Raw genomic sequence first — 21672 nt, 5'->3', positions numbered from 1 at the left:
TGGCACACGGGTGCGGCCGGGCCCGGCGTGCGGGTGGAGCCGCCGCGCGGGGGCGCGGGGCTCCTGTGGGCCGAGTCAGAAGCCTGCGTCCGCCACCCCGACATTCTCCAGGGCCAGCGGCCCGGGCACCTCGGCCGCGGCTGGAGGCTGCCAGTCGCGCCACTGCTCCCACCAGCAGTCACCTGTCCCGATCAGCCGCACGACCTCGTCAGCGGCCTCGCGCACGGCCTCCGCCTCACCGGGGCCGAAGCCGCCCGCACGCACCCGCTCCTCGAAGTGGTCGACGTCCTTCCATACGAAGGGGGAGCCGTCCGCCGGGATCACCAGGTCGAGCTCCTGGTCGAGGGTGTCGAAACCGCGCTCGGTACGTCGCATGGGCCGCTGGAAATTGACGTACCAGTCCTTGAGCGCGGCCCCCTCCCAACGCGCCCAGACCGCGTATCCGTCCCCCGCTCGCTGCAACTGGAGAACCCCGGTGGACTGCCAGGAGTGGTCGAAGTCCACCCACGGGTGCAACCCCCAGGAGAAGTCGCCGCGGCCGAAGGTCAGCGGCGTCCCCTGGGCGAGGTACACGGCGAGGGTGCGGCCGTCGTCGGCCACCACGCGTACGGGGTAGACCAGCCATTCGCGATCATCCAGTATCTCGCGCCGGACGACGACCTGACCTGCGGAAAAGCGGGGTTCCATGTGGTTCACCCTAGGGGCGCGCGGTCACGACGTGTGCCGCGACCCCCGCCACCTCCCGGGTACGGCTCCGGCCCTCCGCGGCCGAGTAGGAGGATGGATACGAGGCCCTCGGACGTGACGGCCCGGGGGCCTCACGGAGGGGTACGGGGGCGCCCTCCTCGGCGACGCCGCTCACCCGCGACCGGTCAGCACCCGGGCTAGCCAGTCCTTGCGCGTCCTGCGCGCCGCCTCCGACACCCTCACCTGCGGATACAGCGCGTCGAAGCCATGGAAGCCTCCCGCCCAGACATGCAGCTCCGCCTGGCCGCCGGCCTCCCAGATCCTCGTGGCGTAGTCGACGTCCTCGTCGCGGAACACCTCGGCCGAGCCGGCGTCGATGTAGGTGGTCGGCAGGCGTGAGAGATCGTCCGCGAGCGCGGGGGAGAGGTAGGCGGGCACATCATCGTCGGCGAGTGCGCCCAGTACGGATCGCCATCCGAACTCGTTCATCTCGCAAGTCCAGACGCCGGGCCCGCCGGAGTACTGCCGGCTGGAGGTGGTGATGTTGCGGTGGTCGAGCATGGGGCAGATCAGCATCTGGGCGGCGATCGGCGGAGTGCCGAGGTCGCGGGCCATCAGCGCCATTCCGGCGGCCAGGCCTCCGCCCGCGCTGGCACCGGCGATCACGACACGCGTGGGATCCACGCCCAGATCCTCGGCATGCTCGACGATCCAGAGCAGGCCCTGATAGCAGTCGTCGACCAAGGTCGTGCCGGTGGCCTCCGGCGCCAGCCGGTAGTCCACGGAGATCACGACGGCGCCGAACTCGTCGAGCCACTCCAGCGGGATGTCGATCTGCGAGAAGCGGTCTCCCATGACCATTCCACCGCCGTGCATCCAGTAGACGCACGGAGATTTCGTCGGGCGGCCTGCGCCTGCGGGGCTGAAGACCGACAGAGGGATCCGCGTGCCGTCGCCGCTGAGGACGGTGACCTCGCGCCGCTCGACCGCGCGGCCTTCGAGGAGTTCGTCGACCGGCGTGGAAGGGAGCCCCCGCAGTTGCGCGAGCACCTCAGGGCCGAGCTCGGAGGGGAGCGCCATGTCGGCCAGCAGAGCTCGGAGTTCGGGGTCGATGTCGGGGCGTGCCTGGGTCACGACGGGTCCTTTCGGCGGGACGGGAGCGGGGCGGCAGGTCGGTCGGGAAGGGATGAGACGATCAGCGCGCTCAGAACGCGGCCTTGCCGTGGACCGGGACCTGGTCGGTGTACTCGGGCTCCTTGAGCAACAGCCCTTCGATCTGCGACACGACGCTCTGAGCGGCCTCACCGGCGAAGAGCCGGTGGTGGTCCTCCTCGCTGGTCCAGCCCTCGGTGATGTGGACGACGTCGGGGTCGGACGCCGAACGGCAGACCAGATAGACGACGCAGTGCTCGCTCGCGCCGGGGCTGCCCTCATGCAGGCCCGTCAGCAGCAGCTCGACCAGCTGGTCGCTCATTCCGGGTCTGGCGGTCAAGGTGGCATGAAATCCATAGGTGGCTGTCACGGCGATTTTCCTTTTCGCGAGAAGGGATGGGGATTTCGGTACGGGATGCGGAGTCGATCGTCCGCTCCGTTCAATTCGCTGGTTCCATTCAAGCCGTGGGACCGGGGAACCCACACATCGATCCTCGCCGTGACTTGCACAATCCTCCTCCGGCAGGGAACAGGCGACCGGCTGTGTGCTGCAATGGAGACATGTACCTCGACGAGCTCCGCACCTTGCTGGTCCGGCACGCGCGGCCCGACTGGACCACCGCGATCGACGGCGTCCTCATCTCGCGCGTCGAACGGTCGGACCCGCCGTCCCTGTCGATGTCCGGCACGGTGCTTGCGGTCATCGCCCAGGGCGCCAAACACCTCGCGCTGGGGGAGCGGGTGTACGAATACCGTGCCGGTCAGTACCTCGTCACCTCGGTCGACCTGCCCGTCACCGGACACTTCGTGGATGCCTCCCCGCAGCACCCGGCACTGGGGTTCGGGCTCACGCTGGAGCCCTCCGCCGTCGCTGAACTGCTGTTGCAGGCCGGACCCGGAGACATCCCCCGCGCCGGCGGCGGCGCGTCGCCGGGCATCGCCGTCAGCGATGCTCCGGATGCGCTGCTCGACGCGGTGATCCGGCTTCTGCGCCTGCTCGACGAGCCCCGCGACCAAGCGGTTCTGGCGCCGCTCGTCAAGCGCGAGATCCTGTGGCGGCTGATCACCGGCGAGCAGGGAGGCATCGTGCGCCAGCTCGGCCTCGCCGACAGCAGTCTCAGCTACATCGCGCGGGCGGTGCGGTGGATCCGCGAGCACTACGCGCAGCCGTTCCGGGTCGAGGACGTCGCGCAGCTGGCCGGCATGAGCGTCTCCGCCTTCTACCGCAACTTCCAGACGGTGACCGCGATGAGCCCCATCCAGTTCCAGAAGCAGATCCGCTTGCAGGAAGCCCGACTCCTGCTGGCCACCCGCCCCCACGACGTCACCGGCGTCGGCCAGAGCGTCGGCTACGACAACCCCTCGCAGTTCAGCCGCGAGTACCGCCGTCAGTTCGGCGCGCCCCCCAGCCAGGACGCCGCCCGCCTGCGCCGCTCCGTGAGCCCCGCCACTGTGCCCTGAATCTCCCGTGGGCCGGGCCGTCATGGACGTCCAGTACTCACCGCGAGAGGATTGTGCAGGGAAGCGAGAGAATTGATATTCTCGTTGCCCCTTTCCGAGTGCTTCCATGAATGAGTCGGATTTCCGCACCGAGGAATACGAATACATTCAACACCAGGAGGCACATCATGAAGGTCGCCATTGTCACCGGCGGAAGCTCCGGAATCGGTCAGAGCGCGGCAGTACAGATCGCCCAGCGGGGCGTCGGAGTGATCCTCACCTATAGCGGCAACCTGCAAGGGGCCCTCGACACCGTGGCGGCGATCGAGAAGGAGGGCGGCACCGCTGTCGCGCTCCCGCTGGACGTCGGCGACACCGGCGGATTCCCTGCCTTCCGCGCCTCCGTCGTCGACGCACTGCGAGACACCTGGCAGCGCGACACCTTCGACCACCTCGTCAACAACGCCGGCTTCGGGCAGATGGCGATGTTCGAGGACACCACCGAGGAGCTGTTCGACCGGTTCACGCGAGTCCTGCTCAAGGGGCCGTACTTCCTGACCCAGACGCTGCTGCCGCTGATGGCGGACGAGGGCGCCATCGTCAACACGTCCAGCAACTCGGCCACCTCGGTCGCGGAGCCCGGCTACTCGGCCTACGCGACGATGAAGGGCGGGCTGAACGTGCTGACCCGCTACATGGCCAAGGAGTTCAGCACACGGGGCATTCGCGTCAACGCCGTGTCGCCGGGCTCCACCCGCACCCGGATCTCCGGCAACGCCTTCGAGAAGTTCCCCGAGGTGATTCCGGCCCTCGCCGCGAAGACCGCGCTCGGACGGCTCGGAGAGCCCGACGACGTCGGCATGGTGATCGCCGGCCTGCTCTCCGACGAGAGCCGTTGGATCACCGCGCAGAACATCGACGTGTCGGGCGGCTTCAACCTCTGACCGCCGCGGGGTGGGATGCGTTACAGGGCGCGATTCCCGAACCCCGGGGCCAGGAACTGCGGTGATGATCCATGATGGGTCAGCCATGCCGTGGACCAGCCCTACTCGCGCCGCGCGCCGCATCGGACAGGAACCGATCAGCGGCGCGCCGGTGTGCGCCGTCCGCGCCGGGGTGTTCGCCGCCATCGGTACGGCTCTGGCGGTCACGGGACACCATCTGGTCTCGGGACATCCGGTGCCGTGGCGGGCCGTGCTGCTCGCCGGCGGGCTGCTCTTCGTCCTGGCACTGCCGCTCGTACGGACCGCGCGCTCGCTCCCGACCGCGCTCCTGGCCACCGGGGCGGCCCAGGTGGCCCTGCACTTCTGGTTCCTCCGCTTCGTCGGGCAGGAACCGGGCCACGGGGCCCATGCGATGGCCTCCCACGACGGTCCCGGCGCGGCATGGCCGGCCACTCACCACGATCCTGCGATGACGATCGCGCATGTCGTCGCCGCTCTGCTGGTGGCCTGGTGCCTGCACCGCGCGGACACCGCGAGCCGCCTCGTGGGACGACTCCTGGTCGAGGTGCTCGGCGGCATCGTCCTGAGGCTGGTACCGGCCGCCGGCCTCCCCGTCGCGACGCGCGCCGTGCCGCCGGCACGGACGCGGGCACAGTCGCAGCCGCGTACATCCCTGGTGCTGGCGCACGCCGTTGTGCGCCGAGGTCCCCCGGCGGCGTTCGCTCTCGTCGTCTGACCTCGGGGCGCGTGTCCTGCGCGCCCGCCAGCCTCAACCCACCATGGGAGTCACCCGTGTCCCGCATCACCCGCGCGCGCACCGCGCGCCGCTTCTCCGTCGTGGCCGGCGTCGCCCTCGCCGCCTCCATCGCCTTCGCCGCCCCGGCCTCGGCCCATGTCGAAGTCGAGTCGGAAGGCGCGGCCGCCCTGGCGCAGAATGTCACGCTGAACTTCTCGGCCGAGTCGGAGTCCGACAAGGCCGGGATCACCAAGCTGGAAGTGATCCTGCCCGAGGGTCTCCTGCCGCCCGACATCGCCTTCAAGAAGGGCCCGGCGGGCTGGAAGCTGACGCCCACGGCCCGCGGCTACGCGGTGTCGGGTCCGAAGGCCGCCGTCGGCGGGGACGTCGAGTACTCCGTCGTCGTGCGGCAGCTCCCCGACGCCAAGTCCGTGGCGTTCAAGACCCTGCAGACCTACAGCGACGGCCAGGTGCACCGCTGGATCGAGCTGGAGAAGCCCAGCAGCGACGGGCACGGCCACGGACACGGCAGTCCGGCCCCGGTCCTGGAACTGAAGGCAGCGGCGCCGGGCGCCAAGCCGGTGAGCCCCACTCCCACGACCGAGCCCACCACCGCCGCTCCGACCACGGCCGCGCCGTCCACGCCGGCCACGGAGGACGGCAAGGCGGCGGAGGAGACCGCGGAGACGTCGGACAGCGGCTCGTCGCCCGCTCTCCCCATCGTCATCGGTGTCGTCGTGATCGCTGCTCTGGCCGGCGGCGCCTGGTGGTTCAAGCGCCGGGGCACGGCGGGCGGCGCCTGACGAGGAGGCAGCGTCGAAGGGCTCGCGGCGGGTCGTCGGCGAGGGAGCGACGGCGGACTTCGCCGCTCTCGCACCCCTCCCCGGCGACCCGCCGCGAGCCGGCCGCGCGACGGCCTCAGATGTCGACAGCCGCGCGCTGGATCGCGGCGAGTGCGCGTCTCACGTCGTCGTCGGTCGTCGACCAGTTGCTCACCGAGATACGCACGACCCGTCGGCCGCGCCAGGTGGAACCGCTGATCCACGTCGTGCCGTCGTCGAGCAGCCGGGCGAGCACGCGTTCCGTACGCTCGTCACTGCCGAACTCCGCGCAGACCTGGGTGAACACCACGTCGTTGAGCACCGTCGCGCGGTCCATCCCGGCGATACCGGCGGCGAACGCCGCGGCGTGCCGGCACAGCCGCTCGACCAGGTCGGCCACCCCCGAGCGGCCGAGGGACCTGAGGGCGGCCCACACGGTGAAGGCTCTGCCGCGCCGGGAGAGCTCGGGGACCTTGTCGCTGGGATCGCCGCGTTCGTGCAGGATCAGGTAGTCGCCGTGCAGGCCCATCGCCGCCCGGAGCGCATACGCGTCGCGCACGATGGCGAGCCCGCAGTCGTAGGGGACGTTCAGGGTCTTGTGGGCATCCGTCGCCCAGGAGTCCGCTTCCGCGCAGCCCTCCGTCAGATGTGCGTACGCGGGGGAGACGGCCGCCCACAGTCCGAACGCGCCGTCGATGTGTACCCATGCATCCGCCTCACGTGCGGCGCGGATCGACTCGACGAACGGATCGAAGGCGCCGGAATGGATGTCTCCGGCCTGGAGGACCACGATGGTCGGCGTCTTCGCGCCGGTCGCCAGGGTGCTCCGGAGTGCCGCGGGATCGATACGTCCCTGATCGTCCGCCGCCACCAGTTCGGGCTGTCCGAGGCCCAGGTAGCGCAGCGCAAGGTCGATGGCCATGTGGCGGTTCGCTCCGGCGATCACGCGTACGGCCGGCCCGCCCGCAAGTCCGTCCCGGGCAACGTCCCTGCCGGCGCGCCGCAGCACCGCGTCGCGTCCGGCGGCCAGGCACGTGAAGTTCGCCATCGTGGCGCCCGTGGTGAAGCCGACGGCGCTCTCGCCGGGCAGGCCGAGCAGATCGAGCAACCAGGCGCTCGCGATGTCCTCCACGGCCGTGTACGCGGGGGAGACGGAGGACATCACGGCGTTCTGGTCCCATGCGCTGACCAGCCAGTCCGCGGCCAGCGCCGCCGGTTCGCTGCCACCGACCACGAAGCCGTAGAAGCGTCCGCTGGGGAACGCGGTGAGCCCCGGTTCGCAGGCCGAGGCCAGCAGGTCGACGACGTCGGCGGGCGTACTGGGACCGTCGGGCAGTTCGGAACCGAGCGCGCTCACGATCTCGTCCACCGAAGCGCGGGCGGGAACCGGGCGGTCGGACAGGCTCGCCAGCCAGCGGACAGCATGGTCGTACGCCTGGTGGAGCGCCGTCTCGCGCGGGTCCATACCTCGGACTATGGGACAGGTGGCGGGGCCACGCAAGCGCAGTCGCGAGGGGACATCGAACGGGGCCGACATGGGGAACAGAGGTGTCCGCGCCCACGGAACGCCCGCTCTGCGACCAGGTCGCTCGCCCGAGCGCATCGGACGGTGCTCGCCCTCGCCCACCCCGGATCCGCACCACCGCGAGCCGGTGCCGTGCAACCATGCGAGCCATGACACCGCGCGACGACCTGGCCGAGATGGCCCGACACGTCATGGACTCCCACCGGTATCTCACCCTCGGGACCACCGAACCCGACGGACGTCCTCGGGTGTCGCCCGTGTATTTCACCCACGCCGACTACCGGGACATCTACTGGGTGTCGTCGCCAACGGCACACCACTCCGCCAACATCGCCGAACGGCCCGCGGTCGCACTCGTCATCTTCGACTCGACCGCACCCGTCGGCCAGGGACGCGCTGTCTACATCGACGCCCGTGCCTCGGTGGTCGACGACGCCGAACTGCCCCGGCGCTGCGCCGAGGCGTTCAGCCGGGCCGACGGAAAGGGCGCGACGGCATTCGAGCCGCACGAACTGAGGGGGGACGCCGACCTGCGCCTCTACCACGCCCGTGCCACGAGCCACGAGGTGCACATCCCCGGGCGGGACCCGGTCCACGGCACGGGCGTGGACACCCGCCGTCCCGTCACGCTCTAGCCGGAAATAGCGGCCGCATTCGGTCGCGATTCTTCACCCGCGCCTTCGAGGCGCATTGTCGGCCGAGTGATCACTGCACGGCTAACGTGGTGGCCCATGAGAACCTGGTTGCCGCTTTCCGCGGTCCCACGACTTGCCTACGCGGTGGTTGTCGGAGCGTTGACCGGTCTGGTCGTGGGATTCTCGACCGGGCCATTGCTGGGAATTCTTTCCGGAATCGCCGCCACGGAGACGGTCTTCGTCGTGACGGGCTGGATCGTACTGTGGCCGATGAATGCCACGGCCACACAGACCAACGCCCAACGCGAGGACTTTCGGCCCGCGGTCGATGAAATCGTCGTTGTCGGGGTCGCCCTCTGCGGGCTGGTCGCCATTGTGCTGCTGCTCCTTCTGGGCAAGTCCGACAGCGGCCACGCCGCGGCCGCGACCGCGCTCGCCGGCGTTTTCATGGCCTGGGCGGCGCTCCATCTGATGTACGCCACGCGCTATGCGTACTTCTATTACCTGCGGCCCGCAGGCGGGATCGACTTCAACTCCGAACGCCCGCCGGCATACAGGGACTTCCTGTACTTCAGCTACAACCTCGGCATGACATATCAGGTCTCCGACACCGACGTCTCGAGTTCGAAGATCCGTTCCAACGTGCTGCGGCATTCCCTGTTGTCGTACGTCTTCGGAACCAGCATCCTGGCGACGACCATCAACCTCGTGACCGGCATCGTCACCGGCTGATTCCCGTGGCCTGGATGCGTGCGGCCGAGGCCGCACGCACCAAGCACAGGCCCGGCCCGAAGGGCTCGCTCACCGCACTCGGACTGCGGTGGGCTCCAGACGGACCACGATGCCCTTGGCGGTCGGCTGGTTACTGGTCCGGGCCACGCTGTCCAGCGGCAACAGGACATTGGTCTCGGGGTAGTACGCGGCGGCGCAGCCGGCTGTCGTCGGGTAGGGGACGACCACGAAGTCCTCCGCGCGCCGTTCCGCGTTGTCCGACCACACGCTCACCAGATCGACGTGCTGCCCCTGCGTCAGACCGAGCCGGGACACGTCCTGCGGGCTCACCAGGACCACGCGGCGGCTTCCGTGGATGCCCCGGTAGCGGTCGTTGTCGGTGTACGGGATGGTGTTCCACTGGTCGTGCGAGCGCAGGGTCTGGAGCAGCAGATGCCCCTCGGGTGCCTGTGACATCTCCCAGTCGTTGCAGGTGAACAGGGCCTTGCCGACGGTCGTGGGGAAGACTCCCTCGTTGACCGGATTCGGCAGCCTGATGCCTCCGGGACGGGCGACCCGGCGGTTGAAGTCGTGCAGACCCTGCACGACACCGGAGATCCGGTCGCGAATCGTTCCGTAGTCCGCCTCGAACTGGCTCCACGGAATGCCGGCCTTGCCGTCCAGGGTCCGCACGGCCAGCCGGCAGAGGATGGCGACCTCGCTGAGAAGGATCGGGGATGCCGGCTCCAGGCGCCCCTGGGAGGTGTGGACCTCGCTCATCGAGTTCTCCACCGTCACGAACTGATGGCCGGTGGCCTGGATGTCCTGCTCGGTGCGGCCGAGGGTCGGCAGGATGAGGGCGGTCCCGCCGCAGACCGTATGGGACCTGTTGAGCTTCGTGGAGATGTGGGCGGTCAGGCGGCACTGCCGCATGGCGTCCTCGGTGACGTCACTGTCCGGAGCGGCGCGGACGAAGTTTCCCGCGACGCCGAGGAAGACCTTGATACGGCCTTCGCGCATGGCTCTGATCGAGTTCACCGAGTCGAGCCCGTGAGCGCGCGGAGGTTCGAAGCCGAACTCCTGCTCCAGCGCGTCGAGGAAGGAGTCGGGCATCTGCTCCCAGATACCCATCGTGCGATCGCCCTGGACGTTGCTGTGTCCGCGTACGGGACAGGCACCCGCTCCGGCCTTGCCGAGATTGCCGCGCAGCATCAGGAAGTTCACGATCTCCCTGATGGTGGGGACGGCGTGAGTCTGCTGCGTGACCCCCATGGCCCAGCACACGATGACGCGTTCGCTGTTCAGGACCGCGTCCCGGACGTCGTCGATCTCTTCCCGGGTCAGTCCGGTCGCGGTGAGGACGTCGTCCCACGCGATGGTTCGTGCGTGGCGGGAGAAGTCTTCGAAGCCGCTGGTACTGGAGCGGATGAAGTCCTGGTCGAGCACCGTCCCCGGCCGTGCGTCCTCCGCCTCCAGCAGGAGCCGGTTCAATCCCTGGAACAGTGCGAGGTCGCCTCCACTGCGGATGTGCAGAAACTGATCGGCGATCTGGACACCGCGCCCGATCACACCGCGAGCCTTCTGCGGGTTCTTGAACGCAAGCAGTCCGGCTTCGGGAAGGGTGTTCACCGCGATGATGCGGGCGCCGTTGTCCTTGGCCTGCTCCAGCGCGGAGAGCTGCCGTGGATGGTTCGTCCCGGGGTTCTGCCCCACCAGGAAGATCAGATCGGCGTGATGGATGTCCTCCAGGCTCACCGTCCCCTTGCCGGTGCCCAGGGTCTCGTGCAGGGCGAAGCCGCTGGACTCGTGGCACATGTTGCTGCAGTCGGGCAGATTGTTGGTGCCGAAGACCCTGGCGAAGAGCTGAAGGATGAAGGCGGCCTCGTTGCTGACCCGGCCGGACGTGTAGAAGACCGCCTCGTCGGGCGAGTCCAGTGCTTTCAGCTCCTCGGCGAGCAGCCCGAGCGCGTCGTGCCAGCTGATCGGCTCGTAGTAGTCCGAATCGGGCCGCTTGACCATCGGTTCGGTGAGCCTGCCCTGCTGGTTGAGCCACAGATCGGACCGCCGGCCCAGTGCGGAGACCGAGTGCCTGCGGAAGAAGTCGGCGGTGATGCGCCGTGTCGTCGCCTCGTCGTTGATGTGCTTGGCGCCGTTCTCGCAGTACTCGTTGCGGTGCCGGTGTCCGGGGGTGGGATCCGCCCAGGCGCAGCCGGGGCAGTCGATGCCGTCCACCTGATTCATGGTCAGCAGCGTCACTCCGGTACGTCTGACCGACGTCTCCTCGAGCGAGTACTCCAAGGCATGGGTCACGGCGGGCACTCCCGCCGCCCATGTCTTGGGAGGGGTGACGGTCAGTCGCTTGGCCGGCTCTTCACCGGGGGGCTTCTTCATCGAGCTCGCTCTCTCGCTCTCCAGCAGACGGATCGGCCGGCGGACGGATCAGCCGACAGGCCAGTGCGGAACCCGGCTTCGGGGCGGCTCCGGTTCCATGGGTTCGACGCGTCCGTTACGGATGACTCCCCGCCAGGCCCCGCCCTCCTGGCCCAGACCCTCGATGAACTCCTTGAAATGACCGAGTTCGGATCGCAGCACACGCCTCGTGAATCCGGTGGCGCGGGCGTGCAGGCGCGCGGCCTTCTGCGGCTCCGCATGGATACGTACGACGACCGTGGTGCGGCCCGGTGTTGTGGCGTGGAACGACACCTCACCCCGATGGCTGAGGCCCCGACCCAGGCTCTGCCACGCCATGTGGGAGTCCGGCAGTTGCTCCACGATCTCCGCGTCGAACTCGTGCCGCAGCGGACCGAGCCCGACGACCCAGCGGGTGACGGTGGGCCGGACCTGTTCGACGCTCTTCACCGTGGACATGAACCGCGGGAAGCTCTTGAACTGGGTCCACTGGTTGTAGGCGGTACGAACCGGCACGCCGACGTCGATCGTTTCTTCAACGGTAGTCATGGCTCACCTGTCTCAGGCACTGATGCACTCAGTGTCACCGCCTTAGCGCCAGGCCGCCATTTCAGTCGCGGAGCGTGACGGTCGGCCCCGGCGGGGCGCGGCAAGAAAATCGGGTGCCGTGTCCGGCGCGGGTTCGGTAGCGTGCGGGCCATGTCGAGCCCTGAGGCATCCACGGTGGGGGCTTTCGGTCACGCCGTCAGCCCCCTGAACCACTGAGTTCACAGGTCCCCACCCGCCCCTTGTGCTGGTGTGAGTGCACCCCTGGGTGCTGACCGCGGTGACGAGACGTCCCCTCTCGTGCTTCTCCTCACCTCGGAGCCACTCGATGCCTCTCCCGCTGTATCTCCTTGCCATGGCTGTGTTCGCCATGGGCACCTCAGAATTCATGCTCGCCGGTCTCCTGCCGGACATCGCCTCGGACCTCGACGTGACCGTGGGGACGGCGGCCCTGCTCACCTCGGCCTTCGCGGTCGGAATGATCGTCGGTGCCCCGCTCATGGCCGCGCTCGCTCGCACCTGGCCCGTCCGGTCCAGCCTTCTCGGGTTCGTCCTCACCTTCCTGGCAGCCCACGTCGTGGGCGCTTCCACGTCCAGCATTGCCGTACTGGTCGCGACCCGGGTGGTCGCAGCGCTCGCCAACGCCGGGTTCCTCGCGGTCGCGCTGACGACGGCCGGCGCGCTGGTCCCTCCCCACAAGAGGGGAAGGGCGCTCGCTGTGCTGCTGTCGGGCACGACGCTGGCCACCATCGCCGGCGTCCCCGGGGGATCCGTACTCGGCACGCTACTCGGGTGGCGGGCCACCTTCTGGGCCGTCGCCGTTCTCTGTGTGCCCGCGGCCATCGGCATCCTCAAGGGAATCCGGGTTCGCGCCGCGCGGCAGGACGAACCGGCCGGTCCCGCCCTGCGATCGGAACTCGCGCAGCTCAGACGTCCGCGACTGATCCTGGTCATGGGGCTCGGTGCGCTGGTGAACGCGGCAACCTTCGGAGGCTTCACCTTTCTCGCGCCCGTCGTCACCGACACCACCGGACTGGGCGCGCTGTGGGTCCCGGTCGTCCTGATGCTCTTCGGCGTCGGATCCCTGGCCGGTGTCACGGCCGCCGGCCGGCTGTCCGACGAGCGTCCCGGCCTGGTCGTCGCAGCCGGCGGCCCGCTGCTGCTCATCGGCTGGCCCGCCCTGGCCGTACTGGCAGAGGAGCCGGTCGCCCTGCTCGCCCTCGTCTTCGTGCAGGGCGCTCTGTCGTTCGCGCTGGGCAGCACGCTGATCACGCGGGTCCTCTACGAGGCGTCAGGAGCTCCCACCATGGCCGGCTCCTACGCGACGGCGGCGCTCAACGTCGGCGCCGCGCTCGGACCGCTGATCGCCGCGGCCACCCTCGGCACCACGGTCAGGGAGCTGGGGCCGCTGTGGGCAAGCGGACTGCTCGTCGCGCTCGCCCTTCTTGTCGCCGTACCCGTGCGTGAGGTGATCGCGGCTCCTCGACAGCCGGACACGACATGACGGATCGCGCCGTCACATTCCTCGGCCGTCACCCGGATCACGGCCGAGGCTGCATCGGGCTGCGGCAAGCCGCTGCGGTCCGCTTCCCCAACACGGGTGCCGCCGCACACCATCGGTGAGGCGTTCTCCGCCGGATTCGTCAACAGGTCCGGCTGCGTGGTGAGTTGCTTCCTGGGAGCGGGTAGGGCGAAGGCGTCACGGCGAGCCCACGCCGGATGTGCGAAAGGTCGGTGGAGTTGTCCGCATCCGGAACCCGCTACCGGGACCTGATGTCTCGTGAGCCACTGCTGTGGGGCCTGGTCGCGCTGACGAGCAAGACTCCGGTGGCCATGGCGCCACTGGCCCTGGTGTTCCTGACCCGGCAGAGCCCGTACGGCTACGCCTTCGGCGCGATCCTGGCCTCCGTGTACGTCCTGGGGGAGGTGGCCGGAGCGCCTCTGCTCGGGACTCGGCCGGGCCGGGGCCGTATGCGGTGGCACCTGTCGTTCGGGCTGATAGCGGGTGCGCTCGCCTTCGGTGCGCTGCCGCTCGCGGTCTCCGCCCCGCCCTCCGTGCTGATCGGCCTCGCCTTCGTGGCCGGCGTGGCTCCGGCAGCCTGCCCCGGAGGAATCAGGGCGATGCTGACCCGTCTGGTGGCCGACAACGCGGTGCCGCGCGCGCTGAGTGCCGAGGCCATGCTGACGCAGATCGTCTGGGCCGCGGCGCCCGGCCTGGTGGTCCTGCTGGCTCTCCAGGTCCACCCCGGAGCTCCGCTGATGGTGGTCGCACTGCTCGCCACCACCGCGTCGGTCCTGCTGCTCCGGCTCCCGGAACCCGAGGAGCCCGAATCAGCCGGACCGTCGAGCAGGCCGATGACGGCGACCCTGCTCACCGGCTGGCCCGTCTACCTCACCAGCGCGGCCTCCATGGCGATGCTGGCCACCGCCGAACTGGTGCTCCCGGCCCTCCTCGAGGAGCGGCACATCGCGGTGGGGTGGGCGGGGCCGCTGCTCGCCGGCTTCGCACTGGCCGGCGCTGCGGGCGCGTTCTGCTACGGCCTGCGGACCTGGCCCGGCTCGGTACGGACCCAGAGCCTCGTGTTCCTCGTCGGCACCGCAGGGTGCCTCGCTCTGGTCACCGTTCTGCCCGGTGTGACGGGCATCGCCGCCGGCCTTCTGCTGACGGGCGTCCTCCAGGCCGGTGTCATGATCGCGCGCACGCTCAGCCTCCGGGAACGCCTTCCTCAGCACGCTCACGCTGCCGCGTACTCGGTGATGTACGCGGTCGGGGGCGTGGGGTACAGCCTCGCCGCGTCCCTCTCCGCCGTGGTGTCGGACCTGGCGAACGCCTCGGTCGCGATTCTCGGCGGTGTCATGGTCACCCTCCTCATCACCGCGGTCAGCGCCCTGGCCGAAAGCCGCCGCCCCGCGCCCCGGATCCCGCACCCGGGCCGAGCCTCCGACCCGCACTGACGCGTACCCGAGGCAGACTTCGCGCCCATGGCGGCCGCCGGACCGCGGTGTACGACAGGGGGCCCACCTCCGTCGTAGGCTGCACCTCGCACGTTCTGGGACTGGAGGCTGAGATGGCCGTGACGACGTCGACCGAGACGACGGTGGCCGAGGTGATGGCCGAGCTGGCCACCCTCGAGGACCCGAAAGCACGCGCGGTGAACGAGCGGCACGGTGACGATCACGGCGTGAACCTCAGCAAGCTGCGCGCGGTCGCGAAGCGTCTGAAGACGCAGCAGGAACTCGCCTGCCGGCTCTGGGAGACGGGTGACACCGCGGCGAGACTGCTGGCGCTCCTGATCTGCCGACCGAAGGCGTTCGAGCGTGACGCATTGGACGCGATGCTGCGCGAGGCGCGCGCGCCCAAGGTGCACGACTGGCTCGTGAACTACGTGGTCAAGAAGAACCCGCACTCCGAAGGGCTGCGTCAGGCGTGGTCAGCCGATCCGGACCCGGTGGTCGCGAGCGCCGGCTGGGCGCTGACCACCGAACGCGTCGCGAAGAAGCCCGAAGGTCTCGATCTCGTGGGACTGCTCAACGTCATCGAGGCGGAGATGAAGGACGCCCCGGATCGTCTCCAGTGGGCGATGAACCACTGCCTGGCGCAGATCGGCATCGAGCACGCGGAGCACCGCACCCGCGCCCTCGCCATCGGGGAGCGCCTGGAGGTGCTCAAGGACTACCCGACGTCGCCGGGCTGTACGTCTCCGTTCGCGCCGATCTGGATCTCCGAGATGGTGCGCCGCCAGGACGCCAAGTAGGTTGCCCATGGCCTCGGCCGGCCGCAGCGGACACCAGCGGCCATAAGGGGCCTCACGCCGCTCCACGGGCTTGCCGGGTGCGGGGCGCTACGGCGATGCTGGGCCCGTGCCGGGGCAGAGGAAGCGGAAGCGACAGCAGCAGGACAGGGCCCGGCGGGACGCTGACCGCTTCGCCCCTGAGGCAGGACGCTGGGACGTGCTGTTCGAGACTCAGGACGCGTCGGAATGGCGTGCGCGGGTTCGGCGCTTGCGAGCAGACGGTGAGCAGATCGACTGGACAGCGATCCGCATGGACACACTCTGCGGGCGGTCGGCTCACCCGACGACCTACCGGCTGAGCCTGTTCGTCCCGGCCGCGGGGCCCGTCGCCGAGGACGACCACCACTGACGGCGGGCAGCCGGACTGCGCCACTCGACCGCGTTCACCGTCCGGCGAAGATCCCTCCTGTTCCCTTTGCGTCACTTGGCGGGATACTGTCCCTGCGTAAAGATCAAGGGCAGGGGTGGGACACATGCATGCAGACGAACCAGCGCGCCGGGGGCGCCCGCCGGGCGGGCAGACGGACGCGGACGGTTTGACGAGCAGGCAGGCCGCCGTGGTGAACTTCATCGAGCAGACCGTGGCCCGCAAGGGATACCCGCCGTCGATGCGTGAGATCGGCGAAGCGGTGGACCTCAAGTCGACCTCGTCGGTCGCGCATCAGCTGATGACGCTGGAACGCAAGGGCTTCGTCGAACGTGACCCGCATCGCCCCCGCGCCTACCGGGTCCGCAGACGCCTCACCTCCGACTCCGGCCAGGCGCCCGCCCCGACCCGTACGCAGGGGCACACGGCCGATGTGCCGCTTCTGGGACGTATCGCGGCCGGACCCCCGATCCTCGCCGACGAATCCGTCGAAGACGTCCTGACCCTGCCGAGGCAACTGGTCGGCGAGGGCGAGCTGTTCGCGCTGACCGTGGTCGGCGACAGCATGATCGACGCGGCGATCCGCGACGGCGACATCGTCACCGTCCGCCGCCAGCAGACAGCCGACCACGGTGACACGGTGGCGGCCCTCCTCGACGGCGAAGCGACCGTGAAACGCCTCCACCGCGAAGCGGGCGAAGTCTGGCTGATGCCGGCGAACCCGGCCTACCAGCCGCTGCGCGGCGACCAGGCACGGATCCTCGGCAAGGTTGTGGCACTCATGCGGCGCTTCTGAGGCCCCCGAGCACGATCGGGCGCAGTAGGCCGCGGTTCGTCGACGAGGGCGACGAGGGTGCGCCGTAGCGGAACATGCAGGGGCGTGAGTTCGTCAGTCGGGCAGCGGAATGCGGATGACGGGGTCGAAGGGGCGCTTGTTGAAGCCGGCGCGCACGTTCCGGCAGTTCGGTGCCGTGCACATGAAGAACCCTCCGACGTTCCTCAGGCTCGTGCGCTCCTTGAGCCAGAGCTTCTCCGGGCCGGTCAGAGGACGGTGCGGTTCGTCGGAGTCGCAGGTGTAGCAGAATTTCGTGTTGCGTGGCACGACACCTCCTGAGAAGGACGGGCAGGCCAAGTGGCAAGCATATGCGGATATGTGAGTGTCATGCACTCGTAGTAACCGACTTTGTCGGCGTTTGCCGCCGCTGAGCAGCGCATCCGGGCGCGCCCCTTGCCGGTAAGGCGCTGCTTTACGGGCCTGCCGGCTCACGCCCAGGTTTCCCACCGCGTCCCAGCTCGCCCGGCGGCTCTCGCGCCCTGGACCGACTCGCGGAGCAACCGGCTCGTCTCCTCCGCGCCGATGCGGGCGGCAGCGACGAGTCGGAGACAGCCGTCGGCGTCGTGCTTCCGTGATGCGGCCGGCTCGTCCGGGCCACCGCGGACCCACCGGCTACCTCGTCAGGGGGTGGGGGAGGGCGTCGCGCTCGGCGTCGGCCGGGTCGGCACCACCGGGAGGTTGTACACGTGGTCCGGAGTCACGATGCGGGTGATCGCCTGACCGAGCAGGGTGCTCGGCTCCTGCTCGTTGTGCAGGATGTCCGTGTTGAGCAGTACCACCAGCGTGGCCTCGGCCTCGGGCAGATACATGGTCAGGGACTCGTACCCGGGCAGGGAGCCGTTGTGGCCGATCCAGCTCTGCACGTTGAAGATGCCGAGGCCGTAGGAGGCGCCGGGGATGTTCGTCGGGGCCGTGTCGAGGCGTTGGGCCTGGGTCGCGGGCTTGAGCAGGGTGCCGGTGGCGAGGATCCGCGCCCACGAACGCAGGTCCTGGAGGTTGGAGATCGCCGCTCCCGCGGCCCAGCCCCACGAGGGGTCCCAGTCCGTGGAGTTCTCGACCTTGCCGCTGAGAGTCTGGTTCGTGTAGCCCTGGGCGTGCGGGTTCGGGAAGGTGGCGTCGGTCGCGAGGAACGTGTTGCGCAGCTTGGTCGGCCGCGTGATGTTCTTCGAGATGAAGTCCTGAAGCGGCATTCCGCCCTGCTTCTCCACGACGAGACCCAGCAGGATCAGGTTGGTGTTGCTGTACTCGAACTGAGCGCCCGGCTGGAAGTTCACGGGGTGCTTGAAGGCGTAGTCCAGCAACTGCTGCGGGGTGAAGGGCTGGCGGGGATCGGTGAGGAACGCTTTGACGAAGCCGTCGTCCATTGTGTAGCTGAACAACCCGCTGCGCATGCCCGCCAGTTGGCGCAGGGTGATCCGGTTGCCGTTGGGGACCCCGTCGATGTACTTGTCGATGGTGTCGTCCAGCCCGGCCTTGCCCTGGTCGACCAGTTGCAGCAGGGCGGTCACCGTGAATGTCTTGGTCTCGCTGCCGATGCGCATGTTCATGTCGGCGTCCATCGGTGCGCCGGTGCTCTTGTCCGCGACACCGAAGGTCCGCAGGTAGGTCCCCTTGTCGGGCGCCGACACGGCCACCGTCACACCAGGTATCGCCGCTTCGCGCATCACCTGCTGGATGGCGGTGTCCAGGCGCGCGGAGATGGACGCGTCGAGGTTCGGGAAGGTGGAGCCCGGGGAGGTGGAGCTCGGGGAGGGTGATACCGAACCGGAGGGGTCCGGAGTGGGCGCTCCGTACGCGCCTCCGGCCGTTACCGGTATGACCAGCGCCGCCCCCACGGCCACAGCTACGCACGCCTTGCGCCAACTCTTCGGTGAAATCACCACGGCGAGCCTCCTGCCATCCGATGGCGACAGTCACGTTCAGGCTAGAGCCGTCCCTGGAGTCCCGCGCGGCGGCGCCGACTCGCGGGCCGCGGGTGGATGGGGTAGGGCGTCCTCAGCGGTCGTGTGGTGACGGTATGCCCGGCACAGCACGGATGCGGGTGCCGAGCGTGCTCCGTAAGCTCGGAGGAGGCATCACCGACGACGCACGGGACGTGAGGCCCTCCATGACCACCCCGAGAACGCTGCTGATCGTCGCCATGGACAGCGCCACCAGCGGACCCGTGGAATCGGGCGACCTGTCCCTCGCGCTCGCCGGAGCCGAGCTGATCGACCTTCTGGATGCCCAGGCCATCGGGCTGGACGACGATCGGATCGTTCCCGGCACCGAGCCTGCACCGGCCGATCGTCTCCTGGCCGAGGCCGCCGACTCGCTTGTCCGGGAGAGGCCGTACGAGTCGGTCGGCGACTGGCTGTGGCGCAGAGGCAAGGGCCTCGCCGTTGCCTATACGGCCGCGCTCGAGGAGGACGGACTGGTGACCCGGCCACGCAGCCGCAGTCATCCCTTCCGGGGCGGCCCGCCGGTCGTGGCCGAATCCCCCGCCCGCACCGAGGCGATGGAGCGCTGGAACTCCCGTGAACCGGTCCTCGCAACCCTCGCGGAATCCATTGGCGTGCGTGGCGAGCAGGGCAGTGATCATCCAGAGGTCGCGGACGACTCCGTGGCGACAGTGCTCGCCGGGGTCAACGACGCACTGGTGGAACTCCAGGCCGTACGGCAACGGAGGAACATCGAAGAGGCGGCCTTCGACAACGTCTGGCGCGGCCTGGAGTGACGCCGTCTCCGGCCACGCCGGCTCCGCCGGCGTCCTTGGCCGCCGGACCGCACGTCAGCCCGTCATGCCGGCTTCCAGTCCTGCGCGAGGAGCCCCAGCAGCACCTCGTCGAGGAACTCGCCCATCACCCAGGCCGACGAGCGCAGCACGCCCTCGCGGACGAAGCCGTTGCGCTCGGCGGAGCGCAGCATCGCGGTGTTGTCCGACAGCGTCTCGATCTGCAGTCGGTGCAGGCCGCGCACGACGAACCCGTAGTGGCACAGCACCGCGACCACGGTCCGTGCCGTAACCCTTGCCGCGGGAGGACGGCAGCAGCCCCAACCCGATGTGCGCCGACCGGTTGTGGTTGTCGATGCCCCACAGCGTCGCGGTGCCGACGAGCGCGCCGCCGTCCAACTCGACCACGGAGAACGGGACATGTCCCTCCTCCGTGTCGTCCACGACGAGCCGCGAGTCCTTCGAGTCCGGCGTGATCGGCCGCCACGGCCTGCCGTCGGCCCGTGAGGCGTTGACCACGTCGTCGTAGAGCTCGGCCCGCAGGACCGGGATGTCGTCCTCGTGCCGGGCCCTGAGCCCGACTTTGCCACCGCTCAGCATGCGAGCTTCCTATCCGACCGGGATCGGCGTCAGCAAGCCGATTAGCGGTCCGTCACGGCGTTGACCGCTGCTCCAGCGCCTCCAGGAACGCGTGCTCGTCGCGGCCAGGGGGCCGGGGCATCGCGCGCGGGCGACGGACGCCGAGAGGGCTGAGTTCGAAGACCAGCCGTCCCAGCGCAATGAGCGTGCCCTGCCCGAAGACGAGGATCAGCCATGCCCCGTCGTGCCAGTACCAGCCCTCGGTCCAGGGTCGGGTGATCACCGCTGCGGCGATGAGATGCGAGACGGCGATGATGATGCCCGCCCGTCGCCGCCGGGGACAGAGGAGCGGCAGTATCGCCCAGAGCGTGGACGCCAGCAGCATCACGGGGGCGACGAAGGGCAAACCGGACATGGCGCACCTCGGAATCGGTGGAGAGTGCCGGCAACGATCACACCGGCGGGTCCGTGGCACCAGCCCGGCGCGATATCGCCCCGATCACGATGCGGCGTCAGGACACCGCCACCGGTCAGTCGGGTGGCAGGTCCGCCAGTGCGTCACGCAGCGCTGCGCGGGAGGTCACGCCCAGCTTGGGGAAGAGCTGGTACAGGTGGGTGGAGACGGTTCGCGGGGAGAGGAAGAGCCGTTCGCCGATCTGCTTGTTGGTGAGGCCCGCGGCGGCGAGCTCGGCGATCTCCCGCTGTTGCGGGGTGAGTGACCCGGATCCGGCCGCCGACATTCTCCGCCGCCCCCCATCGCCTCTCGGCCGCCCAGGACGGGCAAGGCCTCAGGAGCGGATCACGGGATCGGTGACACCTCCGGGGCAGGCACGGCGGTCGATGTCCCAGTCGGCGAGGTCGGCCGCGGACCGGTAGACGCACTCGAAGAAGTCGAGAACGGTGTCCCGCGGGTTCGCGCTGTTGCGGACGTCCTCGTAGTCCAGCGTGGCCAGATGACTGCCGCCGCGTTCCAGCCACCGCGCGGTCTCCGGACGAAGAGGACGCTCGCCGAGCCCGCCGGGCTCGGGCGCCGCGTACGAATAGAAGGCCGGCTGGGGGTAGGAGTCGTCGCCGAACCAGAAGCCCGAGCTGATGACTTCCCGCGAGTACGCCTCGCGGGTCACCGGGTCGACACTCGCCGGCTGGTCGATGACACGGTCGGAGAACCGGGTGACCGCGATGTCGAAGGTGTGCCAGAAGTGGTGCACCGGGCTGACTTTCCCGGAGAACCCGGCGGAGAACTCCTCCAGCACCAGATTGACCTGACTGAGCACCTGCCAGTAGCGGTTGACCCAGTACGGGTCGTACGCGGTGTGCTCCGTGTCGTCGGCGAACGCTCGGCGGGCGTCGGGGAGGTCGAAGGGGTAGGGGTGCGCGATGGTCGCCGCCGCGCCCACCGCGCGAAGGGCGTCGAGCGTCTCGCGATAGAACGACGCCACGGACCGCCCGGCGAGCGGGAACGAAGCGGTCAGGCCGTCGAGCGAGTGCGCCGTCAACCGGTGGTCGACGAAGTCGAAGTCGATCGTGAAGACCGACGTGCCGTAGGCCCCGCCCATGGGGCGGGTCGTGATGCCTCGCCCCGTCAGATGGAACGGAACATTCCACCAGTGGTTCCGCCGTACGCTGCCGGCCAAGCGGATCTTGCCGACGATCTGGGTGAACCGGTGCAGTGTCTCTTTGGAGTCTTTCCACTCCGACAGTGGAAGTGCGGGAAACAGGTCCACGGTGTGCCCCTACGCTCGTTGTGCTGTGCCGCTGCACGGCTCGGTCGGTCGATG

The 21672-nt window shown here is 69.4% G+C and carries 22 protein-coding genes and 2 pseudogenes; 12 read left to right on the top strand and 12 right to left on the bottom strand.

The features are described from left to right. Positions 1 to 75: 75 nt before the first annotated feature. The 3 genes from RPQ07_RS02545 to RPQ07_RS02535 form a co-directional block, all read right to left on the bottom strand. Positions 76 to 687, bottom strand: a complete 612-nt coding sequence (locus RPQ07_RS02545; protein ID WP_313942325.1) for a DUF402 domain-containing protein — start codon at positions 685 to 687, stop codon at positions 76 to 78. A 171-nt stretch (positions 688 to 858) separates the two neighbouring features. Continuing rightward, positions 859 to 1821, bottom strand: a complete 963-nt coding sequence (locus RPQ07_RS02540; protein ID WP_313942324.1) for an alpha/beta hydrolase — start codon at positions 1819 to 1821, stop codon at positions 859 to 861. 70 nt (positions 1822 to 1891) lie between these two features. Beyond that, a complete protein-coding gene (locus RPQ07_RS02535) occupies positions 1892 to 2209 on the bottom strand; it encodes a putative quinol monooxygenase (protein ID WP_313942323.1) in 318 nt (105 codons plus the stop codon). Between the two features lie 191 nt (positions 2210 to 2400). Between RPQ07_RS02535 and RPQ07_RS02530 the strand changes: the two genes are divergently transcribed. From RPQ07_RS02530 to RPQ07_RS02515, 4 genes are all read left to right on the top strand, one after another. Then, positions 2401 to 3300, top strand: coding sequence for an AraC family transcriptional regulator (locus tag RPQ07_RS02530; RefSeq protein WP_313942322.1), 900 nt, complete (start codon positions 2401 to 2403; stop codon positions 3298 to 3300). Between the two features lie 167 nt (positions 3301 to 3467). Continuing rightward, the gene (locus RPQ07_RS02525) at positions 3468 to 4223 is read left to right on the top strand and encodes an SDR family NAD(P)-dependent oxidoreductase (RefSeq protein ID WP_313942321.1); all 756 of its coding nucleotides are present in this window, start codon (positions 3468 to 3470) and stop codon (positions 4221 to 4223) included. 85 nt (positions 4224 to 4308) lie between these two features. Continuing rightward, positions 4309 to 4959 carry a hypothetical protein gene (locus RPQ07_RS02520; RefSeq protein WP_313942320.1) on the top strand — a complete coding sequence of 217 codons (651 nt, stop codon included), beginning with the start codon at positions 4309 to 4311 and terminating at the stop codon, positions 4957 to 4959. Between the two features lie 56 nt (positions 4960 to 5015). Next, complete coding sequence (locus RPQ07_RS02515) at positions 5016 to 5762, top strand: DUF1775 domain-containing protein (RefSeq protein ID WP_313942319.1); 747 nt, start codon at positions 5016 to 5018, stop codon at positions 5760 to 5762. Positions 5763 to 5877: 115 nt separating this feature from the next. Here the strand turns inward: RPQ07_RS02515 and RPQ07_RS02510 are convergent, their stop codons facing one another. After that, positions 5878 to 7245: a pyridoxal phosphate-dependent decarboxylase family protein gene (locus tag RPQ07_RS02510; protein WP_313942318.1), complete on the bottom strand. Its 1368-nt coding sequence runs from the start codon at positions 7243 to 7245 to the stop codon at positions 5878 to 5880. A 209-nt stretch (positions 7246 to 7454) separates the two neighbouring features. Here RPQ07_RS02510 and RPQ07_RS02505 point away from each other — a divergent pair, with 209 nt between their 5' ends. Together RPQ07_RS02505 and RPQ07_RS02500 are read left to right on the top strand one after the other, a co-directional pair. Further along, a complete protein-coding gene (locus RPQ07_RS02505; RefSeq protein WP_313942317.1) occupies positions 7455 to 7940 on the top strand; it encodes a pyridoxamine 5'-phosphate oxidase family protein in 486 nt (161 codons plus the stop codon). 96 nt (positions 7941 to 8036) lie between these two features. Next, a complete protein-coding gene (locus RPQ07_RS02500) occupies positions 8037 to 8672 on the top strand; it encodes a DUF1345 domain-containing protein (protein ID WP_313942316.1) in 636 nt (211 codons plus the stop codon). A gap of 69 nt (positions 8673 to 8741) precedes the next feature. Here the strand turns inward: RPQ07_RS02500 and RPQ07_RS02495 are convergent, their stop codons facing one another. Then, complete coding sequence (locus RPQ07_RS02495) at positions 8742 to 11042, bottom strand: FdhF/YdeP family oxidoreductase (RefSeq protein WP_313942315.1); 2301 nt, start codon at positions 11040 to 11042, stop codon at positions 8742 to 8744. 48 nt (positions 11043 to 11090) lie between these two features. Continuing rightward, on the bottom strand, positions 11091 to 11609 hold the full coding sequence (locus tag RPQ07_RS02490) for an SRPBCC family protein (protein ID WP_313942314.1): 519 nt from the start codon (positions 11607 to 11609) through the stop codon (positions 11091 to 11093). A gap of 325 nt (positions 11610 to 11934) precedes the next feature. Here RPQ07_RS02490 and RPQ07_RS02485 point away from each other — a divergent pair, with 325 nt between their 5' ends. The 5 genes from RPQ07_RS02485 (at position 11935) to lexA (ending at position 16563) form a co-directional block, all read left to right on the top strand. Further along, positions 11935 to 13110 (top strand): Cmx/CmrA family chloramphenicol efflux MFS transporter, encoded by a 1176-nt coding sequence (locus tag RPQ07_RS02485; protein WP_313942313.1) that lies wholly within the window; start codon positions 11935 to 11937, stop codon positions 13108 to 13110. Positions 13111 to 13379: 269 nt separating this feature from the next. Next, entirely contained in the window at positions 13380 to 14561 is a 1182-nt protein-coding gene (locus tag RPQ07_RS02480; RefSeq protein ID WP_313942312.1) for an MFS transporter, read from the top strand. A 113-nt stretch (positions 14562 to 14674) separates the two neighbouring features. Continuing rightward, on the top strand, positions 14675 to 15361 hold the full coding sequence (locus RPQ07_RS02475) for a DNA alkylation repair protein (RefSeq protein ID WP_313942311.1): 687 nt from the start codon (positions 14675 to 14677) through the stop codon (positions 15359 to 15361). Between the two features lie 196 nt (positions 15362 to 15557). After that, the gene (locus RPQ07_RS02470; RefSeq protein WP_313942310.1) at positions 15558 to 15749 is read left to right on the top strand and encodes a hypothetical protein; all 192 of its coding nucleotides are present in this window, start codon (positions 15558 to 15560) and stop codon (positions 15747 to 15749) included. A gap of 124 nt (positions 15750 to 15873) precedes the next feature. Next, entirely contained in the window at positions 15874 to 16563 is a 690-nt protein-coding gene (gene lexA, locus RPQ07_RS02465) for a transcriptional repressor LexA (RefSeq protein ID WP_313942309.1), read from the top strand. 93 nt (positions 16564 to 16656) lie between these two features. On the opposite strand, the gene RPQ07_RS02460 is transcribed toward lexA, so the two are convergent. Together RPQ07_RS02460 and RPQ07_RS02455 are read right to left on the bottom strand one after the other, a co-directional pair. Beyond that, entirely contained in the window at positions 16657 to 16869 is a 213-nt protein-coding gene (locus RPQ07_RS02460; protein WP_313942308.1) for a hypothetical protein, read from the bottom strand. Positions 16870 to 17222: 353 nt separating this feature from the next. Continuing rightward, positions 17223 to 18485 carry a serine hydrolase domain-containing protein gene (locus tag RPQ07_RS02455; RefSeq protein ID WP_313942307.1) on the bottom strand — a complete coding sequence of 421 codons (1263 nt, stop codon included), beginning with the start codon at positions 18483 to 18485 and terminating at the stop codon, positions 17223 to 17225. Between the two features lie 224 nt (positions 18486 to 18709). Here RPQ07_RS02455 and RPQ07_RS02450 point away from each other — a divergent pair, with 224 nt between their 5' ends. After that, positions 18710 to 19318 carry a GOLPH3/VPS74 family protein gene (locus RPQ07_RS02450; RefSeq protein ID WP_313942306.1) on the top strand — a complete coding sequence of 203 codons (609 nt, stop codon included), beginning with the start codon at positions 18710 to 18712 and terminating at the stop codon, positions 19316 to 19318. Positions 19319 to 19380: 62 nt separating this feature from the next. Here the strand turns inward: RPQ07_RS02450 and RPQ07_RS02445 are convergent. The 4 genes and pseudogenes from RPQ07_RS02445 to RPQ07_RS02430 all read right to left on the bottom strand — a co-directional run bounded on the left by RPQ07_RS02445 (position 19381) and on the right by RPQ07_RS02430 (position 21618). Next, positions 19381 to 19915, bottom strand: a pseudogene (locus tag RPQ07_RS02445) (GNAT family N-acetyltransferase). 52 nt (positions 19916 to 19967) lie between these two features. After that, positions 19968 to 20309 (bottom strand): hypothetical protein, encoded by a 342-nt coding sequence (locus RPQ07_RS02440; protein WP_313942305.1) that lies wholly within the window; start codon positions 20307 to 20309, stop codon positions 19968 to 19970. Positions 20310 to 20424: 115 nt separating this feature from the next. Then, positions 20425 to 20622, bottom strand: a pseudogene (locus RPQ07_RS02435) (helix-turn-helix domain-containing protein); the annotation flags it as partial. Between the two features lie 60 nt (positions 20623 to 20682). Further along, positions 20683 to 21618, bottom strand: coding sequence for a DUF5996 family protein (locus tag RPQ07_RS02430; protein WP_313942304.1), 936 nt, complete (start codon positions 21616 to 21618; stop codon positions 20683 to 20685). Between the last annotated feature and the right edge of the window lie 54 nt (positions 21619 to 21672).

This window comes from Streptomyces sp. AM8-1-1, assembly GCF_032229325.1.
Taxonomy (GTDB): domain Bacteria; phylum Actinomycetota; class Actinomycetes; order Streptomycetales; family Streptomycetaceae; genus Streptomyces; species Streptomyces achmelvichensis.
The sequence above is the reverse complement of the archived record's forward strand: the minus strand, read 5'-3'. Positions and strand labels throughout refer to the sequence as shown.

What these genes read in the sequence shown, in the direction of transcription:
- RPQ07_RS02545 (WP_313942325.1), bottom strand. Translation starts at nt 687, where the DNA reads ATGGAACCCCGCTTTTCCGCAGGTCAGGTCGTCGTCCGGCGCGAGATA.
- RPQ07_RS02530 (WP_313942322.1), top strand. Translation starts at nt 2,401, where the DNA reads ATGTACCTCGACGAGCTCCGCACCTTGCTGGTCCGGCACGCGCGGCCC.
- RPQ07_RS02525 (WP_313942321.1), top strand. Translation starts at nt 3,468, where the DNA reads ATGAAGGTCGCCATTGTCACCGGCGGAAGCTCCGGAATCGGTCAGAGC.
- RPQ07_RS02520 (WP_313942320.1), top strand. Translation starts at nt 4,309, where the DNA reads ATGCCGTGGACCAGCCCTACTCGCGCCGCGCGCCGCATCGGACAGGAA.
- RPQ07_RS02510 (WP_313942318.1), bottom strand. Translation starts at nt 7,245, where the DNA reads ATGGACCCGCGCGAGACGGCGCTCCACCAGGCGTACGACCATGCTGTC.
- RPQ07_RS02505 (WP_313942317.1), top strand. Translation starts at nt 7,455, where the DNA reads ATGACACCGCGCGACGACCTGGCCGAGATGGCCCGACACGTCATGGAC.
- RPQ07_RS02500 (WP_313942316.1), top strand. Translation starts at nt 8,037, where the DNA reads ATGAGAACCTGGTTGCCGCTTTCCGCGGTCCCACGACTTGCCTACGCG.
- RPQ07_RS02495 (WP_313942315.1), bottom strand. Translation starts at nt 11,042, where the DNA reads ATGAAGAAGCCCCCCGGTGAAGAGCCGGCCAAGCGACTGACCGTCACC.
- RPQ07_RS02490 (WP_313942314.1), bottom strand. Translation starts at nt 11,609, where the DNA reads ATGACTACCGTTGAAGAAACGATCGACGTCGGCGTGCCGGTTCGTACC.
- RPQ07_RS02485 (WP_313942313.1), top strand. Translation starts at nt 11,935, where the DNA reads ATGCCTCTCCCGCTGTATCTCCTTGCCATGGCTGTGTTCGCCATGGGC.
- RPQ07_RS02480 (WP_313942312.1), top strand. Translation starts at nt 13,380, where the DNA reads ATGTCTCGTGAGCCACTGCTGTGGGGCCTGGTCGCGCTGACGAGCAAG.
- RPQ07_RS02475 (WP_313942311.1), top strand. Translation starts at nt 14,675, where the DNA reads ATGGCCGTGACGACGTCGACCGAGACGACGGTGGCCGAGGTGATGGCC.
- lexA (WP_313942309.1), top strand. Translation starts at nt 15,874, where the DNA reads ATGCATGCAGACGAACCAGCGCGCCGGGGGCGCCCGCCGGGCGGGCAG.
- RPQ07_RS02450 (WP_313942306.1), top strand. Translation starts at nt 18,710, where the DNA reads ATGACCACCCCGAGAACGCTGCTGATCGTCGCCATGGACAGCGCCACC.
- RPQ07_RS02440 (WP_313942305.1), bottom strand. Translation starts at nt 20,309, where the DNA reads ATGTCCGGTTTGCCCTTCGTCGCCCCCGTGATGCTGCTGGCGTCCACG.